Genomic DNA, 17,262 nt, shown 5'->3' with positions numbered 1-17,262 from the left:
AAGAGAGGCGCGGCGTGCTGCCGCCGGAGCCGAAAGGCTCACGGCGGCAGCACGCCGCGCCAGGTGGATCTCTGTCAGCTCAGCCGGTCGGCAACCCGTAGTACTCGAGAGTCGTCACGCCCATGCGGATGGCTTCGAGGGCCCGCTGCTCGGCGGCTACGCGGGCGTCCGCCTGGTCGAGGGTCGGGGTCACGGCCTGCGCGGGGACGACCACCACGCCGTCCGCGTCGCCGACCACCAGGGCGCCCGGGTGGACGACGACATCCGCGACGCGGACGGGCACGGCGAACAGACCGGGGTGCTCCTTGCCGGTGCCGACGACGGTGACATGCCGGGCGAAGACGGGGAAGTCCAGCTCCGCCTGCTCGGCCGTGTCCCGTACCCCGCCGTCCACGACCAGGCCGAGGATGCCCCGTTGCTGGGCGGCGACCGCGAGGATCTCGCCCCAGTGGCCGTGCCGGGCGCCCTGGAGGTCGACGACGAGGACGCTGCCGGTCGGGGCCTCGGCCACCGCCCGGTGCAGGGCGAGGTTGTCGCCGCCGACGCCCTGGACGGTGAACGCCGGGCCGGCCACGCGCGCTCCTGACCAGGCGGCGCGCAGGGCGGGGTGGCAGGCGAGGGCGGCCCCCGTGGACGCCTCGTAGAGGGTGGCGGTGCTGTGCCCGCGGGCCGCGTCCGTCATGTCTGGCTCCTGGTCTGAAGGGTGTGGTAACCGAAGTGCACGCGGGACTCGCGCAGGGTGCTGCCGGCGCGTGCGGCGGCGACGATGTCCGACTCGACGCGTTCGATGCGTTCGGCGCTCTCGGTGATCCGCTCGGCCTCGGCGGCCGGGACGACGACCACGCCGTCGGCGTCGGCACAGACACCGGGCCTGATCTCGATGCCGCTCACGGTCACCGGCTCGTCGACGGCGACGAGCCGCACCCGGTCCTTGCCGGTCCGCATGAACCTGCCCCGGCTGAAGAGCGGGTAGTTCTGGGTGAGGGACGCCGACACGTCGCGGCAGACGCCGTTGATCACGGTGCCGGCGATACCGCGGTGGGCCGCGACCTCGGTCATGATTCCGCCCCAGACGGTGACGTCGGTGCGGCCGTCGTTGTCGATGACGATGACCGCGTCCGACGGTACGTCGTCGAGGAAGTCCCCGACCGTGCCGGCGCCGGCCTCGTCGACGGCTGCGTAGCGCACGGTGAACGCCGGGCCCACCGCGCGGAAGTCGTTGGAGAGAGGGGTGACTCCGTGCAGAGCGCCTTCGATGCCCGCCCGGTCGAGGGCGTCCGAGATCGCGGCGGTCGGCAGCGCGCGGAGTCGCACGACGAGGTCACTCATCACCGCGCCTCCGTTCCGGCCAGGCGGGCGTCCCGCATCGCCTCCGGCAGCGGAACCCCGGCCCGCACCTCGGCTTCGACGGAGGCCTCCCGGTCCGCGAGCCGCTGCGCCTCCCGGAGCACTTCGGCAGCGCGCTCGCGCGGGACGACCACGACACCGTCCTCGTCCGCCAGCACCACATCGCCGGGGTGGACGGTGACCTCACCCAGCGAAACCGGCGCACCGGACGACTTCTGCCGCAGCCGGCCGCGCGCGGTCACCGGCACCTGGGCGCGGGCGAACACCGGGAAGCCGAGCGCGCGCGCCTGTCCGACGTCCCGGCAGGCACCGTCCGTGACCACACCGCGGACGCCGCGCACCGAGGCGCCGACGCTGACGATTCCGCCCCACGAGGACACATCCGTACGGCCGCCGTTCGCGACCACCACGACGTCCTCCGCACCGGCCTCGGCGACCGCACTCGTCAGAATGTGCGCCCCGCCGTGCTCACCGCTCAGGGGCTCAAGCTCGATGGTTCGAGCGAAGCCGGCCACTTTGGGTGTGCCCCACATCGGGCGCAGTCCGCCCTGTCCGGGCGGAAGGCCGCAGGCGTCGAGGGCGTCGGACACGGTGGCGCTGTCCAGTGCCGCGAAGTGGTCCAACAAGGAAGTTTCAACGGTCATGCAGTTCAGTCAAACTCAACAATCCCATACACTGAAGGTCTGATTTCCTCTCCCTTCGATATGTGGAGCGTCTGGTGATCGAGGTCCGTCAGGCCCGCTACTTCCTCGCTGTCGCGGAGACGCTCCACTTCGGCAGGGCGGCGGAACAGCTGCGGATGTCGCAGCCGCCGCTGAGCCAGGCGATCCTCCAGCTGGAGCGGCAGTTGGGCGTGCGGCTGTTCGACCGCAGCGAGCGCAGGGTGCGGCTGACGGAGACCGGCCGGGCGTTCGCCGAGGAGTGCCGCAAGCTGGTGGCGGCCGCCCGGCACGCACACGATGTGGCGGCACAGGCCGAGGCCGGGCTGGTGGGCACGCTGAGGATCGGCGTGGTGACCTCGGCGCTGAGCGAACCCCTGCTGGGCACGCTGTCCGCCTTTCGCGAGGCCCGGCCGCGCGTCGACCTGCATCTCACGGAGGTGGACACGGGGGAGGGGCAGGAGGCCGTCGTCCGGCACGAGATCGACATCGCGGTCATCCGGCCGAGCGCACCGGTGCGCGGTCTGCGTATGCGGCCGTGGCGGCACGACCAGTTCGTGATCGCCCTGCCGGAAGGTCATCCGATGACCGGGGATGCCGAGGGCCCGGTCGACCTCGCACGGTTTGTGGACGAGCCGTGGGTGTGGCTGCGCCGCGAAGCCTCCCCGGACTACCACGACCAGCTCATGGCGACCTGCCGCCGGGCCGGGTTCACCCCCGACGCGCGCCACATCGCCAACTCCATCCTGACCCAACTGGCGATGGTGGCCTGCGGCCTGGGCGTCACCCTCGTACCGAACGTGGCGGTCCGCTCGATCCAGGGCCCGATCGTCTACCGGCCCCTCACCGATTCCGCCGACATCGTGGAACTCTCCCTCGTCTCCCGGGCCGGCACGCACGAGCCTCTGGTGGAGGAATTCCTGCGGCACGCGGCGACGGACCGGCAGGAGCCTTGCTAGGCGCGCACGCGTGACTCACCGGCCCGGGCCAGGACACCCCGCGCGCGTTCGAGTACCGGTCGGTCGACCATCCGCCCGTCGACCGTGGTGACCGAGTCTCCGGCGTCGAGGACGCTGTGCGCCCAGCGCAGTTCGCCTGCCGTCGGAGCGAACCCTTCGGCGACGCCGCTCACTTGAGCGGGGTGGATGCAGAGTTTTCCGGTGAACCCCAGGCGGCGGGCGTGGGTGACGTCGGCGTCGAGCGCGTCGGGATCCCGTACGGCTGTGGTGACGCCGTCGAGGGGAGGGTGGGCGCCCGCCGCCGCGGAGGCGAGGACCAGTCGGGAGCGGGCGTGGGTGAGGGCGAGGCGGTCGTCGTGGGCGACGCCGAGCTGGGTGGCCAGGTCGACGTTGCCGAAGGCGGCGCGGACGACGCCAGGGACGGCGCACACCTCATGGGCCCGCTCGATGCCGAGGGCGGTCTCGACCAGCGGGATCATCGGGCAGCGTCCGGCTGTGCGCGCGGCGATCTCCGCGAGGACATACGGGTCCTGGGACTTGGGGACGACGATCGGGCATCCGTGGTCGGCCGCCCGAGCCAGATCCGCTTCGAACCACGGGGTACCGGGCGGATTGACGCGTACGACAGCTGAGTTGCCGAGACCGAGCCAGGTGTCGGCATTGTCGCGGGCACGGTCCTTGTCGTCGTCGGCGACGGCGTCTTCGAGGTCGATGATGACGAGGTCGGTGCCGGACGCGGCGGCCTTGCCGAAGCGGTCGGGCCGGTGGCCGGGGACGAAAAGCAGGGTTCGCGCGGCGGCGACGCGGTCGGTGTCCGGGTGACCAGCGCTCATGAGAAGGTCACCTCGGCGGTGGCGTGGCGTGCCTCGCGGTGCGTGGCGATGTGCAGCCGGGCGCCGTCGTCGCTGGGTGTGCCGTCGGCCAAGAGGCGCTCGGCGGCGAACGCCGGGCGGTGCAGCCGGTAGGACAGCGACCGCACCCGCCGCTCGCGGGCGTTCCTGCGGACCAGTTCCAGCATGAGCAGGGCGAGCAGGGGGCCGTGGACGACGAGATCGGGGTAGCCCTCCACCACACGGCAGTACGGGGCGTCGTAGTGGATGCGATGGGCGTTCGCGGTGAGTGCGCTGAACCGGAAGAGCATGGTCTCGGTCGGGTGCAGGCGCAGCTGCCACGGCCCCTCGGGACCGGGCTCGGCCGATGCGTCGAGTCCGGCCGGGTGCTGAGGCCGGTGGCCGTCGCCCGACCGGTAGACGATGTCCTGCTCCTCCACCAGACACAAGCGACCGTTCTGCCGGAACTCGTGGCGCTCGGTGACGAACAGCAGATCGCCGCTGCGGCCCTGTTTGGGGGTGACAGCGGCCAGGCTGACGGTGCGTTCGGCCGGTTGACCGAGGCGCAGGGGTTCGGTGATCTCGCAGCGTCCGCCGGCGAACATGCGCCTGCGGTCGGGGATGGGCGGCAGGAAGCGGGCGTCGCGCAGGTGGCCGTCGGGGCCAAGGGCCTGCTGGGGTGCCCAGTGCAGGAAGTACAGCCACTGCCACAGCGGCGGCAGCGGGTCCCCGGACCTGGCTGCGGGGGCGGAGAGGTCCAGCAGCGCCGACAGCGCCGCCGCCGGACCGGGCGGCAGGGCGTCCTGGTCGGTGACCGGTTCGGGGTGCAATGACTCCACATGGGAGGCGAGAGAGGCGTGCATGGGCTCGTTCCTTGTATGACGGAGTCAGGTCAGCGGGGCGGTGGCCTGCGGGGCGGGCGTCGAGTCTTCCAGGAGGGAGGTGCGAGACGGTTCGCGTACTACGAGCGTCGCCAGGAAGGTCAGGCCGATGCACGCGGTGACGTACCAGAAGAAGGTGGTCTCGTGGCCGCCCTTCTTCAGGGCCAGCGCGATCGGCTCGGTCAGGCCGCCGAAGGTGGCGGTGACCAGCGCGTGCGGCAGGCCGACGCCCAGGGCCCGGACCTTGGTGGGGAACATCTCGGCCTTGATGATCGCGGCCAGGGCCGAGTAGCCGCTGAGGAAGGTCAGTGCCGCGGTCATCAGGAGGAAGGCGAGCCACGGGCTTCTCGTGTGGCCGAGAACGGTCATGATCGGGACCGTCAGGAGCATGCCGCAGATCGAGAAGGCGAACATGACCGGGCGGCGACCGTAGCGGTCGGAGAGCGCACCGGCGACCGGCTGCAACAGCATGTAGACGAAGAGCGCGGCGAAGCCGATGACGGAGACCGTGGACTTCGGGATGCCCGCGGTGTTCACCAGGTACTTCTGCAGGTACGTGGTGTAGGTGTAGAAGGCGACGGTGCCGCCGATCGCGAGGCCGAAGACAGCCAGCAGCTGACGCGGGTACTCCGTGAACAGGGCGTGCAGACCCTTGCGTTCCTGCGTAGCGGCGGCCTTCGTCCTTTCCTGCTCGAAGTGCTGCGACTCCTCCATCGTGCGGCGCAGGTACATCACGACCAGCCCGGCCGCGGCACCGATCACGAACGGGACGCGCCAGCCCCAGCTCTCCAGCTGGCCTTCCGTGAGCAGGTTCTGCAGGACGATCGCCACGAGCAGGGCGGCGAGCTGACCGAGCACGATGGAGACGTACTGGAAGCTGGAGTAGAAGCCGCGCCGTCCCGGCGGGGCGACTTCGGCGAGGTAGGAGGCGCTGGAGCCGAACTCGCCGCCGACGGAGAGTCCTTGGAGCAGGCGCGCCAGGACCAGCGCGAGGGGTGCCCAGAGGCCGATGGTCTGGTGACCCGGGGCGAGGGCGATCGTGAGCGAGCCGAGGCTCATGAGCGTGACCGACAGGGTCAGGGCGCGGCGGCGGCCGTACTTGTCGGCATAGGCGCCGAGCAACCAGCCGCCGAGTGGGCGCATGAGAAATCCGACGGCGAACACGACGGCCGTGGAAAGGAGTTGGGCGGTCTGGTTGCCTTCCGGGAAGAAGGCGCCGGCGAAGTAGATGCTGAACGTGGCGTAGGCGAACCAGTCGTACCACTCGATGAGGTTGCCGAGACAGCCGCGTACGACGTTGGCGGTGACCTGGGAGCGTGCGGGGACGGAGGTGCGGCTCTGCGACATGGGAAGCTCCGTTGCTCGTGTCGCGGCGGGGAGGGGACGGAGGATGCGCGCGGGACGTCTCAGCGGAGGACGAAGGGGTTGCCGGTGGGAGCGCCGGTGTTGATCCAGACGCTCTTGTCCTCCAGGTAGGAGGCGAGGGCGCCGATACCGTTCTCGCGACCGATGCCGGAGTCCTTGAAGCCGCCGAAGGGAGCCAGGTAGCTCACCGCGCGGTAGGTGTTGACCCAGACGGTGCCGGAGCGGATCCGGTCGGCCATGCGGAAGGCGCGGCCGATGTCGCCGGTCCAGACGCCGGCGCCGAGGCCGTATCGGCTGTCGTTGGCGAGAGTGACCGCTTCGTCGTCGTCCTTGAACGGGATGACCGCCAGGACGGGTCCGAAGACCTCTTCCTGAGCGATACGCATGCTGTTGCTGACGCCTGTGAAGACGGTCGGTTCGATGAACCAGCCCTTGTCCCCCGCAGGCTTGCCGCCCAGAGCGAGCCGGGCGCCTTCCTGCTGCGCGATGTGGATGTAGTCGAGCACCTTGGCGTACTGCGCGGGCGTGGTGATGGGCCCGACCTGGGTGGCCTCGTCCATCGGGTCGCCCATACGGGCGGTGCGTGCGAGGTCGACCAGACGGCCCACGACCTCGTCGTGCACGCTCTCCTGGACCAGCAGCCGGGAACCGGCGATGCAGGTCTGTCCGGTGGCGGCGAAGATGCCGGAGACGGCACCGTTCACGGCGGCATCCAGATCGGCGTCGGCGAAGACGATGTTCGGTGACTTGCCGCCGAGTTCGAGGCTGACGTGCTTGAAGTCGCGGGCGGCGGCCTGGTTGATGTGACGGCCGGTGGTGTCCGAGCCGGTGAAGGTGACCTTGCGGACCAACGGGTGCTCGACGAGAGCGGCGCCGACGTCCCGGCCGAACCCGGTGACCACGTTGACCACTCCGGACGGCAGCCCCGCCTCGTGGAAGAGCCCGACCAGTTCGAGTGTCGACGCGGAGGTGAACTCCGACGGCTTGATCACCACCGTGCAGCCGGCCGCGAGCGCCGGGGCGATCTTCCAGGCCAGCAGCAACAGGGGAGAGTTCCACGGCGTGATGACCGCCACGACCCCGACGGGCTCCTTCTTCGTGTAGGCGAAGTAGCCCTTCTTGTCCAACGGCGGGACGGTGCCCTCGACCTTGTCGGCGAGTCCCCCGTAGTAGTGGAACCACTGGGATGCGTAGCCGACCTGGCCGTGCATCTCCGTGAACAGCTTGCCGTTGTCGCGGACCTCTGTCTCCGCGAGCCGGCGGGCGTTCGCGGCGATGATGTCGCCGAGCCGCCGCACCAGGGCGCCCCGCGCACTGGCGGTCAGCCCGGCCCAGGCGCCGCTGTGCAGGGCGCGGTGGGCGGCTCGCACCGCGTCGTCCACGTCCTGCTCGGTGCCCTGGGCGATCTCCGCCCAGGGCCTGCCCAGGTAAGGGTTGTCGGTGGGGAACCACTCACCGCCGGCCGCCTTGCGGCTCTCCCCGTCGATGAACATCTCGTAGCGTTGCATTCGGAATCCTGCCCGCTAGAAGGTGCTGAGGCCGAGGGCGGCGCGGAAGGTGTTCTTGTTGGCGACGCCGTCGCGGGGCGGCAGGGCGCGCGGGGGCTCGGTGGTGTCGATGAGTACCTGGGCGTACGTGGTCGCGGCGCGCGCCGTGATGCGCGTGGCGACTTCCTCGACCTGGGCGACGTTGGTGATCCGCACGGCATCGCGGATGCCGAAGCCCTGAGCGACTGCGATGAGATCGGTGCCGAGGCCGGTGTGGCTGGGCTGCATGCCGGTCTCGCCGAAGTGGGCGTTGTCGAGGACGACGAGGGTCAGGTTCGGCGGGAGTTGGGCCCCGATCGTGGCCAATGTGCCGATGCCCATGAGGTGTTCGCCGTCGCCGGTGATCGCGACGACCGGGCGGTCCGGCTGGGCGAGGGCCAGGCCGAGGGCGAGGGGGGCGGCGGCACCCATCGCGCCCCACAGGTAGAAGTTGGTGGGCCGGTCTCCGGCGGTGAACACGTCGTAGCTCGGGGAGCCGAGGCCGGTGACGACAAGCGCGTCCTCCGGGAGCCGGCAGATCAGGTCGGCGACGAAGCGACGGCGGTCGAGGCGTGCCGGGGTGTCGACAGCGGTCATCAGTTGCGCTCCCACTTCTTGCGGCCGATCAGCTTCTGTCCGAGGAGTACGGCGACGCGGTCGCCGGCCTCGAACACCGAGTCCAGGGCGGCCTCGACGGTCTCCTCGACGTCTTCGGGTTCGTCGGCCCGGAGCACGGTGATGCCCATGAGTTCCAGGGCCTGCTGGGTGGTGCGGCCCATGGGGCTCTGCCAGGGGTTGAACTCCGCGTACTCGCCGCGCATCGTCACCAGCGTGAGGAAGGGGAACCGGCACATCTCCAGCAGGGAGAACATGTTCACGCAATTGCCGACGCCGCTGCTCTGCATCAACAGAGCCGCGCGCTGACCACCCAGCCAGGCCCCGGCGACGACGCCGACGCCCTCCTCCTCCGTGGTGAGGACCACGTCGTGGATCGTGGGGTCGCGTTGCGCCTCGACGAGGGTGTGGGAATGCCCGGCGTCGGGGACGTATGCGATCTGCTGAATTCCGCGCTTCTTGAGCACGGCGAAGACGTCCTCCTGCCAGGAGGGCGGCCCGGGAGCGGGTGTCTCGTTCATGCCGTTCATCATGGGTTCTGATGGGTGAGGCTGAACAATAGAAACGTGTGATACCCGCATGCGCCGCCCGCATAGCGAGGGGCTGTGGGCCTGCGGCTGCGCCTGACTACGGTCCTTCGCTGAGGAAGGCCGAGACGAGGGCACTGGCCTCCGTGCGGCATTCCTCGAAGTACGCGTGCCGAGCGCCTGGGAAGACATGACTGGTGGCCCGGGGGATGCGGCCGGCGAGCAGGGGGAGGTTGTCCGGCGGAGTGAGCCGGTCCTGGTCGCCGTGCAGCAGCAGCGTCGGTGCCGTGATGCGGTGGAGCGCGTCCCAGGCGTCGTGCCCGTTGCTCGCCACCAGGTGACCGTGGCGGGCGTGCGCCGGCATGTCCGGGTCGCCGAGGGTCGTGTACGGGTCGGGGTGGCCGGCGAGCCAAGCGGGGGTGTACATCAGGTCGAGCAGTACGCGGCGGGCTGCGTCCGGGTCAGCTTGAGCCAGGGCCCGGCGTACGGAGGCGTCACGCTCGACGGCGTGCGGACCGCCGGGGGAGGTGCAGCCCAGGACGAGGCGTCGCACCCGCGCCGGGTGACGGGCGGCCACCCATTGGGCGACCCGCCCGCCCATGGAGGTCCCGTAGACATCGGCGCGCTCGACGCCCAGGTGATCGAGTACCGCGATCACGTCATCCGAGAACTGCTGCGTGGAGTAGGGCCCTTGGGGCTTGCCGCTCTCCCCGGTCCCGCGGTGGTCGAGCGTGATGGTGGAGTGGGTGGAGTGGAAGTCGGCGCGGACGGTGTCCCACCAGTGATGGTTGTTCGCCTGTCCGGCCAGGAGGACCAGCGGATACCCGTCTCCCATGGACTGGCAGGCCAGTGTGGTGCCATCCTGGGCGCGGGCGATGGTCGTGTACCGGTGTCCGGTGTCGGTCATGTGTGTCCCGGGATTCCTCGATGGTCTTCTCGGACGGCTGGGTCGGCGTGTGGGTCAGGTGCTCTCGGTGTCGGATCCGTGGACCTGGGCGGAGGGCCATCTGCCCTGTCGCACGGCCGAGTTGACCTGCCGGACCAGCTCGCGTGCGACGACCTCCACGGCGGGGGGCGTGCGCCCGTGCCGCGGTGTGCCGAGGACGACCGAGCGCCACACGTCGGGTTCGCACAGCGGCGCGGCGCTCAGCGTGCCCCGTGCGACGTCCTCGGCGATACCCACGCCGGGCAGGACGGTCCAGCCGTGCCCCGCCTGGACGAGCTGCTTCTGCACCCGCATGGAGTTGGTCTGGACGACTACCTGCATGGCGGCTCCGGCGCGCACCGCCGCCGCGTCGATCAGGCGGCGCAGGGCGTGGCCCGAGGCGGGCATGACCAGAGGGTGCTCGGCCGCTTCCGTGAACGGCACGGGGCGATCGGCGCGGAGACCGGCGGATGCGGGAGCGACTGCCCAGAGATGTTCCCGGACCAGCGGGTGGGCGTTGAGGGAGGGGGTGCTGTCGAGGTTGTAGAGCAAGGTCAGGTCGAGGTCGCCGACGTCGAGCCACTGCTGCAGATGGCCGGAGTAGGCGGTCATGAGGCGCAGCTCGACGCCGGGGTGCTCGCGGGCGACAGCGGTCACCAGCGGCTCGGCCAGTAGATCGCTCGTGCTCTCCAGCAGCCCGACGCTGACGATGCCCGTCACCACACCCGGGCTCGGCTGCACCTCGGCACGGGCTCGCTCCAGTTCGTCGAGGGCGCGCCGGGCGCGGTCCACCATGATCACTCCGGCGTCGGTGGGGCGCATGCCCTGCCCGGTCCGCTCGAAGAGGTCGATGCCGAGCTCCTGCTCCAGGGTGCGGATCTGCCGGGTGACCGCGGGCTGCACGAGGTGCAGCAGCTCGGCGGCGCGCGTGACGCTGCCCACCTCCGCGACCGTGACGATCGCCTTGAGCTGCTTGATGTCCAAGGGTCTTCCTTCCGTGGCCACACCGCACGAGGGCGTATCGGCCATCCGCACCGCGCATGGGGGCATTACATTTTGCTATTTCCTTTGCAGTCTCATGAGCATTGATGATGGTACCCGCGTACGGGACTCGCACCTTCCTGGAGGTCATCTCATGACCGGGCACTCCGAAGAACGGCCGCTGGCCGGCATCACGGTCGTCAGCATCGAGCAGGCGGTGGCCGCGCCCTTCGCCACCCGCCAGCTGGCCGATCTGGGCGCCCGGGTCATCAAGGTCGAGCGGCCCGGCGGAGGCGACTTCGCCCGCCGGTACGACACCACGGTGCACGGCGAGTCCAGCTACTTCGTGTGGCTCAACCGGTCGAAGGAATCCGTCACGCTCGACCTGAAGTCGGACGCGGGCCGCGGGATCCTGGACCGACTGCTCGCCGGAGCCGATGTGTTCGTGCAGAACCTCGCGCCGGGCGCGGCCGCGAGGATGGGCCTGGGTCCCGAAGACCTCGCCGAGCGCTTCCGCACCCTGATCCCCTGCTCCGTCTCCGGCTACGGAACCAGCGGCCCTTGGGCCGACCGCAAGGCGTACGACCTCCTGATCCAGTGCCAGACCGGCCTGGTCGCGCTGACCGGCAACGAGCAGGGCGCGGCCCGCGTCGGAGTGTCGATCGCCGACATCGCCGCCGGCATGTACGCCTACTCCGGCATCCTGACGGCCCTGTTCACCCGGGCGACCACGGGGGTCGTACGGGCCGTGGACGTGTCGCTGTTCGAGGCCCTGGCCGAGTGGCTGAGCCAGCCCGCCTACTACACCCGCTTCGGCGGCACCCAGCCCCCGCGCATCGGCACCCAGCACGCCACCATCGCCCCCTACGGTGCCTACCGCTGCGCCGACGGCAAGGACGTGCTGCTCTCCATCCAGAACGAGCGCGAATGGACGGCCCTGTGCGAGCGGTTCCTGGGGCAGCCGGGGCTTGTCGCGGACCAGCGGTTCGCTACCGGCTCAGCCCGTGTCGGCCACCGCGTCGAGCTGAACGCGATCGTGGCCGAGCGGTTCGGCGAGCTGACCAGTGATGTGGTGACGAAGCTGCTGGACGAGGCGGGTATCGCCAACGCGGGGGGGAACGGCATCGAGGAGTTCCTGGCCCACCCGGTGCTGAGCGAACGGGGCCGCTGGCGCGACGTACGAATCCCCGGGGAGGCCATGGTGCCCGCGCTGCTGCCGCCGGTCGACCTGGCCGGAACCGTCCCGCGCATGGACCCGGTGCCCGCAGCCGGGGAGCACACCGAGTCCGTCCTGGCCGAACTGGGATACGGCAGCACCGACATCGAACGCCTCAGGGCCGACAACGTCATCTGAACCACCTCTGCACCACAAGGAGTTCCCGTATGAGCACCCTCGACATCCTCGCCGAGGACGAGCAGTTCATCGTCCGCACGGTGCGTGACTTCGTCGACAAGGAGGTGAAGCCGGTCGTCCAAGAGCTGGAGCACGCGAACACCTATCCCGAAGCCCTGATCGAGCAGATGAAGCAGCTCGGCATCTTCGGCCTCGCGGTCCCCGAGGAGTACGGCGGCACCCCTGTCTCCACGCCTTGCTACGTCCTGATCACCGAGGAACTGGCCCGCGGCTGGATGAGCCTGGCCGGCGCGATGGGCGGGCACACCGTGGTCGCCAAGCTGCTGCTGCGCTTCGGCACGGACGAGCAGAAGCGCCGCTATTTGCCACGGCTGGCCACCGGGGAGATCCGCGCGACCATGGCCTTGACCGAGCCTGGCGGCGGCTCCGACCTCCAGGCCATGCGTACGGTCGCCCGCAGGGACGCCGACGGCTATCTGGTGAACGGCGCGAAGACATGGATCACCAACTCCCGGCGCTCCGGTCTGATCGCCCTGCTGTGCAAGACCGACCCTGAAGCCACACCCGCTCACCAGGGCATCTCGATCCTCCTCGTCGAGCACGGGCCGGGCCTGACCGTCTCCCGTGACCTCCCCAAGCTCGGCTACAAGGGCGTGGAGAGCTGCGAGTTGTCGTTCGAGGACTACCGGGCGCCCGCGGACGCGGTCCTCGGCGGTGTCGAGGGCGCGGGTTTCGCCCAGATGATGAAGGGGCTGGAGACCGGCCGCCTCCAGGTCGCCGCCCGCGCCCTTGGGGTCGGCCGGGCGGCCTTCGAGGACGCGCTGGCCTACGCCCAGGAGCGCGAGTCGTTCGGCAAGCCGATCTGGAAGCACCAGTCCATCGGCAACTACCTCGCCGACATGGCGACTTCACTCACGGCGGCCCGCCAGCTCACCCTGTACGCCGCCCGCGAGGCGGATGCGGGCCGCCGCGTGGACATGGAGGCCGGCATGGCCAAACTCTTCGCCTCCGAGACGGCCATGCAGATCGCCCTCAACGCCGTCCGCATCCACGGCGGTTACGGCTACTCCACCGAGTTCGACGTCGAGCGCTACTTCCGGGACGCTCCGCTGATGATCGTCGGCGAGGGCACCAACGAGATCCAACGCAACGTCATCGCCGGCCAGTTGGTCAAGCGCGGCGGCCTGGACGGGTGAGGCCGAGGAGATCGACACCCACAAGGGCTGACCAGGGCAGCACCGGGCGCCTCGTTCACCTCGGGTGTACACGGACCTGTCCGGTCAGCCGCCGGAGCCGCCGCCCCGGCATCGGTTGATCGTGGTGCATCCCCTTTCCCAGGAGTTCGCGGCGCCGGTGAGCAGTGCCGTGTGATCGTTCCACTGGGCGTTCCCGTCGGTGGCCGGGTTGTACGGGTTGCGGATCCCACCTCGCAGCAGGGCATCGGCGTGGGCGCGGTTGTCCTGGAGACGGTCGTACCGAAAGGTGATGGTCCGCGTGTTGATGCAACCCCGTTCCTCCTGCGCGGTCATCTGGTAGATGTGCACGCCGACGATCGCGTAGTTCGGGATGTGGCGGACGTAGGCCCATTCGTCCTGGGTCCCGTACCGCGACAGAGCGGAGTGGTGGCGGACCTGGTCGGGGACGTAGAGCGCGTCGTCGGCCCAGCGGGGGTCGATGACATAGACAAACGTCTCCGCGGTGACCTCACCGTGGTTGCAGGTGCCCAGGAGCCAGTTCCCGAAGGCCGGGATGATCTTGTAGACGGCCTCCCGCGTGGTCGAGCAGCGCGGGCGCATGGCCGCCTGCTCAAGGTTCGCCAGCCCCTGACTCCGCGCGAACGTCTCCGACACCTGCCGTGACTCGCTGGTGGAGATGTAACCGCTGTTGTGTGCGCGGTCGCCCTGGAGGTGCTGCTGGAGGTCGTAGTTGGTGCCGCGCGAGGTGACGCCGTCACGGAAGATCATCTGCCAGGGACGGGAGTCACCGCGGAAGACGTCACGGGGCAACGCCCGTCCCTCCTGGAGGTTCATGTTGTGCAGCGCCGGACAGCTGCCGGACGAGGACGCCTCTCCGGAGTGGTTGCCTCCCTGGCGGGAGTCCAGGTGCCGGCCTGTGCGGTCGACACCGGGCCGAGCAAGGCGGCGGCCAGCGCCAGCAGGGGCGCGGTGAGGAGTGAGATGGTCGTCGGTCTGTGGTGTGTCCCCGGTTCCAGGGACGCCGAGTGGCAGGTGTCGGACATGCGCTGATCTCCAGGTGAGCTCGATGACAGGACAGCGATCGGCGTTCCGAGCCTGGCGGGGACCAGCGGACAGCCACGTCCAAGGTCGCCGGGCGAGGTTTGACAGGCAATCCGCCTCGTCAGCGACATCAATCCCTCTGACCTGGGATGACAACCTCCCGCCCCGAGTTCATGCGGCATGCGATGTGCTACGTCGACGTGATCCGTCGGGCAGACGGCTGGAATCGGGGTGGGTCGCTCCCACCGGAACACCACGACCGCCGGTGCCCGGCCAGGCATGACGTACCGGGGCACCTGGGATACGGGCCTGGCGGACTGCCCTTCTGGCAGTTCCAGACATGCGAACGGGCTGGACGGGGTGCGGAGGCTTTCCGCAGGACTTCCAGGTCGGGCTGTTCGCCGCGATACCGGCGCTCTGTGCGGTGATCGCCATGTACGTGATGAGCCACTTCGCCGACCGTGCCCCGGACCGCCGCCCCTAAGGCGTGTCCGGCGGATCACGCTGCGATCGGCACGGTGAAGGAGGCCATCGCACTACGATCACGGGATGTTCGAGTACCACGGTTGGATCACGGTCAGGGAGACCGCAGCTGATGACGACGATGAGGCCAGTCTGCGGCAGATCGTCGATGAGCTTCGGCTTCGCATCGCCGAGATGGACAGCCCGTACTTGCTTGACCTCAGGTGGATGAACGGCGAGCCGTTCATCCACCTCGGCGGCCACTCCAATCACCGCTCGTCGCCTGACGTTATCGAACTGTTCGAGCATGTGGCTGTGGTTGCTCCTGGTTCCTATGGGCTCCTCCACGTTCGCGATGACGAAGAACCGGACCACGAAAACGAGGTACGCGTGCTCAGGCTCGTTCGCGGCGTGGTCACGCAGCACACGGAGGCGCTGCTGTCTCCGTGCATCCCGACAGTGGAAGATCCCTGCACCGACTGAGGCGCCTCCGGCGAATCACGTTTGGAGCCATAGGCGGATTGCGGCGAGGGCGACGGTGCCGTGGAAGACGTAGGCACGCTTGTCGTAGCGGGTCGCGACGGCGCGAAAGCTCTTCAGGCGGTTGATCGTCCGCTCGACTTCGTTGCGGCGCTTGTACTGCCCCTTGTCGAACCCGGTGGGCCGGCCGCCGCGGCTGCCACGGCGCCGACGGTTGGCCCTCTGGTCCTTCGGTTCGGGAATGGTGTGCTTGATATGGCGTCTGCGCAGGTAGTGGCGGTTCCTGCGGGAGGAGTACGCCTTGTCCGCGCTCAGGTGTCCCGGCCGGGTGCGCGGGCGCCCCTCGCCCTTGCGGGCCACTCGAATGCGTTCGAGTACGGCGATCATCTGCGGTGCGTCGCCCCACTGACCGGGAGTGACCAGCAGTGCGAGCGGTCTGCGACCACCTTCACTGGCGAGGTGGATCTTGCTCGTCAGGCCGCCCCGGGACCTTCCGAGTCCCCCGTCGGGGCGGTGCTGCCGGGGCGTGGCTCTGTTTTCGGTATGCGGGGTGTCTTCCTGCGGGCGCCGGCGGCGTGTTGGTGGGCACGACAGGACGTAGAGTCGATGCCCACCATGCTCCAGTCGATCCGGCCGTCGGCGTCGGCCTGGACGGCCTGGAGGATCCGGTCCCAGGTCCCGTCCGCGGACCAGCGTCTGTGCCGTTCATAGACGGTCTTCCACCTGCCGAACCTCTCCGGCAGATCCCGCCACGGGATCCCGGTCCGCTCACGGAAGAGGATCCCGTTGATCACCCTGCGGTGACTGGCCCACCGCCCACCACGCCGTCCGCGGACAGGCAGATGCGGCTCCAGGCGGCGCCACTCTTCGTTCGTCAGATCGCCACGGTCCACGACGAACTACACGGCTCCGCGAGCCGAAACCCTCATGATCCGCCGGACAGGCCTTAGGCGCCGTCCCGCGGATCACGCCGGAGGGTGGTACCCAGCGTTCCCCGATGACCTGACCGATCTACCGGCCAGGGACCTGGAACCACTGCCAGGGCTCCGAGCTCGGGCCGCCGGAGGGCACGGGGGCACGGGTCGAGAACGTCTCCGAGAGGGTCTGGGCGACCCTGGAGTTGAGCGAAGTCGGGCCTGGCGGCGAGGGACTTCCGGACATGACGCGCGCACGCCCCCCGGATCACCGCCGTACAGGCCATCGCTCTGTGGCACCCCGACGCGACCCCCGCCGCGACCTCTGCTGCCCCCGGCCTGGCCGGCAGAGGTCGCGCCCGCAAGGGCGGTGAGACGTGGGAGCCATGGGCCCCGAGTATCAGCCGGCGCGTCCCAGAAGCGGAGTACCCCCTCGTGGCCATGCGACCTGCGGGGCGGTGTTTTCATCCGGCAGTTCATCCGCGGCACGACGACGCATGGCTGCACGACCTGTGCGCCTCGATGACGTCGCTCACCTCGGCCGCGGGCTTCTGCGACGCGCTCAGGAACCCGACACGCGCGAGGCATGGGTATTCGGCTGTGGCGCATGAAGCGATGCAAAACAGCTGAGAACGACCTCCAAGTAGATGCAGACACCGCTGGGTTCGTGGGAGTGCGTCATCCGGCCGGTGTGCCCGACACTGAGCCAGCACGCCGCCAACCCACCACTCGATGGTGGTGCCGATGAGGCTGGCGGCGGCGATGCGCTTGAGGTTGGCGGGGGTGGGGGAGCGGTGGAGAGCTGACCGCTGACTTAGCCTCGCTCCATTCGGCGAACCGGCGAACAGACGAACCGGCGTGCCTGCGAGGCTCTCCGCTGTCCAGAAGGACCGGGTCAGCCGAGGCGATCGATGAAGGTGAGCACCGACATGTCCTCCTCGATCAGCGGGGCGAGGGCGGCGTTGAACGGGGCGCCGTAGGGAGCCTTGAGGTGCGCTTGGAAGGCGTCCGCGTCCCGGTACTCCTCGAAGATCCAGAACGCGCGTGGGTCGGCTGCCTTGGTATAGGCCTCGAAGGCCAGGTTGCCGTCTTCCTCACGCACCTTCCTCGTGTAGTCCAGCAACAGGCGGGCGACCTCGTCCTCCGCCCCCTCGCGGGCGGTGAACTCGGCGAACAGGGTCTTCTTCACGGTGTCGTGTC

Annotated in this window: 19 protein-coding genes; 5 read left to right on the top strand and 14 right to left on the bottom strand. The window is 69.7% G+C overall.

What is annotated here, in order from left to right:
• Positions 1–79: 79 nt before the first annotated feature.
• Genes G3I78_RS05685 through G3I78_RS05675 form a run of 3 tightly spaced genes read right to left on the bottom strand, consistent with a single transcriptional unit; the run spans position 80 to position 1,991 of the window.
• Complete coding sequence (locus tag G3I78_RS05685) at positions 80–682, bottom strand: RraA family protein (RefSeq protein ID WP_164421679.1); 603 nt, start codon at positions 680–682, stop codon at positions 80–82.
• Positions 679–1,329 (bottom strand): RraA family protein, encoded by a 651-nt coding sequence (locus G3I78_RS05680; protein WP_164421678.1) that lies wholly within the window; start codon positions 1,327–1,329, stop codon positions 679–681. The genes G3I78_RS05685 and G3I78_RS05680 overlap by 4 nt, the downstream gene beginning before the upstream one ends.
• Positions 1,329–1,991 (bottom strand): RraA family protein, encoded by a 663-nt coding sequence (locus G3I78_RS05675; protein WP_164421677.1) that lies wholly within the window; start codon positions 1,989–1,991, stop codon positions 1,329–1,331. Before G3I78_RS05675 ends, G3I78_RS05680 begins: the two co-directional genes overlap by 1 nt.
• 74 nt (positions 1,992–2,065) lie before the next feature.
• Here G3I78_RS05675 and G3I78_RS05670 point away from each other — a divergent pair, with 74 nt between their 5' ends.
• Positions 2,066–2,965: a LysR substrate-binding domain-containing protein gene (locus tag G3I78_RS05670; protein ID WP_164421676.1), complete on the top strand. Its 900-nt coding sequence runs from the start codon at positions 2,066–2,068 to the stop codon at positions 2,963–2,965.
• Here the strand turns inward: G3I78_RS05670 and G3I78_RS05665 are convergent.
• From G3I78_RS05665 to G3I78_RS05630, 8 genes are all read right to left on the bottom strand, one after another.
• Positions 2,962–3,798, bottom strand: coding sequence for a CoA ester lyase (locus G3I78_RS05665; protein WP_164421675.1), 837 nt, complete (start codon positions 3,796–3,798; stop codon positions 2,962–2,964). The two genes, G3I78_RS05670 and G3I78_RS05665, sit on opposite strands and share 4 nt — an antisense overlap.
• Positions 3,795–4,658: a hypothetical protein gene (locus tag G3I78_RS05660; protein ID WP_164421674.1), complete on the bottom strand. Its 864-nt coding sequence runs from the start codon at positions 4,656–4,658 to the stop codon at positions 3,795–3,797. The genes G3I78_RS05665 and G3I78_RS05660 overlap by 4 nt, the downstream gene beginning before the upstream one ends.
• 24 nt (positions 4,659–4,682) lie before the next feature.
• Positions 4,683–6,023: an MFS transporter gene (locus tag G3I78_RS05655; RefSeq protein ID WP_164421673.1), complete on the bottom strand. Its 1,341-nt coding sequence runs from the start codon at positions 6,021–6,023 to the stop codon at positions 4,683–4,685.
• A 59-nt stretch (positions 6,024–6,082) separates the two neighbouring features.
• The gene (locus tag G3I78_RS05650; RefSeq protein WP_164421672.1) at positions 6,083–7,549 is read right to left on the bottom strand and encodes an aldehyde dehydrogenase; all 1,467 of its coding nucleotides are present in this window, start codon (positions 7,547–7,549) and stop codon (positions 6,083–6,085) included.
• A gap of 15 nt (positions 7,550–7,564) precedes the next feature.
• Positions 7,565–8,164 (bottom strand): thiamine pyrophosphate-dependent enzyme, encoded by a 600-nt coding sequence (locus G3I78_RS05645; protein WP_164421671.1) that lies wholly within the window; start codon positions 8,162–8,164, stop codon positions 7,565–7,567.
• Entirely contained in the window at positions 8,164–8,703 is a 540-nt protein-coding gene (locus G3I78_RS05640) for a thiamine pyrophosphate-binding protein (RefSeq protein ID WP_164421670.1), read from the bottom strand. The genes G3I78_RS05645 and G3I78_RS05640 overlap by 1 nt, the downstream gene beginning before the upstream one ends.
• A gap of 106 nt (positions 8,704–8,809) precedes the next feature.
• Entirely contained in the window at positions 8,810–9,616 is an 807-nt protein-coding gene (locus G3I78_RS05635; RefSeq protein ID WP_164421669.1) for an alpha/beta fold hydrolase, read from the bottom strand.
• 54 nt (positions 9,617–9,670) lie between these two features.
• Positions 9,671–10,618, bottom strand: coding sequence for a LysR substrate-binding domain-containing protein (locus G3I78_RS05630; RefSeq protein ID WP_164421668.1), 948 nt, complete (start codon positions 10,616–10,618; stop codon positions 9,671–9,673).
• A 151-nt stretch (positions 10,619–10,769) separates the two neighbouring features.
• Between G3I78_RS05630 and G3I78_RS05625 the strand changes: the two genes are divergently transcribed.
• Positions 10,770–11,969, top strand: coding sequence for a CaiB/BaiF CoA-transferase family protein (locus tag G3I78_RS05625; protein WP_164421667.1), 1,200 nt, complete (start codon positions 10,770–10,772; stop codon positions 11,967–11,969).
• Positions 11,970–11,998: 29 nt separating this feature from the next.
• The gene (locus tag G3I78_RS05620) at positions 11,999–13,165 is read left to right on the top strand and encodes an acyl-CoA dehydrogenase family protein (RefSeq protein WP_164421666.1); all 1,167 of its coding nucleotides are present in this window, start codon (positions 11,999–12,001) and stop codon (positions 13,163–13,165) included.
• 84 nt (positions 13,166–13,249) lie between these two features.
• Here G3I78_RS05620 and G3I78_RS05615 read toward each other — a convergent pair whose 3' ends face one another.
• Complete coding sequence (locus tag G3I78_RS05615; RefSeq protein WP_164421665.1) at positions 13,250–13,999, bottom strand: hypothetical protein; 750 nt, start codon at positions 13,997–13,999, stop codon at positions 13,250–13,252.
• A 547-nt stretch (positions 14,000–14,546) separates the two neighbouring features.
• Between G3I78_RS05615 and G3I78_RS05610 the strand changes: the two genes are divergently transcribed.
• Both G3I78_RS05610 and G3I78_RS05605 read left to right on the top strand, forming a co-directional pair.
• Positions 14,547–14,690 carry a hypothetical protein gene (locus G3I78_RS05610; protein ID WP_164421377.1) on the top strand — a complete coding sequence of 48 codons (144 nt, stop codon included), beginning with the start codon at positions 14,547–14,549 and terminating at the stop codon, positions 14,688–14,690.
• Positions 14,691–14,755: 65 nt separating this feature from the next.
• Positions 14,756–15,151, top strand: a complete 396-nt coding sequence (locus G3I78_RS05605) for an Imm7 family immunity protein (RefSeq protein ID WP_164421664.1) — start codon at positions 14,756–14,758, stop codon at positions 15,149–15,151.
• A gap of 15 nt (positions 15,152–15,166) precedes the next feature.
• Here the strand turns inward: G3I78_RS05605 and G3I78_RS05600 are convergent.
• Positions 15,167–16,041, bottom strand: a protein-coding gene (locus G3I78_RS05600; RefSeq protein WP_164421663.1) for an IS5 family transposase whose coding sequence is annotated in 2 segments (ribosomal slippage) — positions 15,167–15,684 and positions 15,684–16,041 — 876 coding nt in all. Because the reading frame shifts where the segments join, the coding sequence is not laid out codon by codon here.
• Positions 16,042–16,957: 916 nt separating this feature from the next.
• On the bottom strand, positions 16,958–17,251 hold the full coding sequence (locus G3I78_RS05595; RefSeq protein WP_164421662.1) for a putative quinol monooxygenase: 294 nt from the start codon (positions 17,249–17,251) through the stop codon (positions 16,958–16,960).
• Positions 17,252–17,262: the final 11 nt, after the last annotated feature.

This window comes from Streptomyces sp. SID13726, assembly GCF_010548375.1.
Lineage (GTDB): Bacteria > Actinomycetota > Actinomycetes > Streptomycetales > Streptomycetaceae > Streptomyces.
Note: the sequence above shows the minus strand (reverse complement) of the source record. Positions and strands in the feature narration are given on the sequence as shown.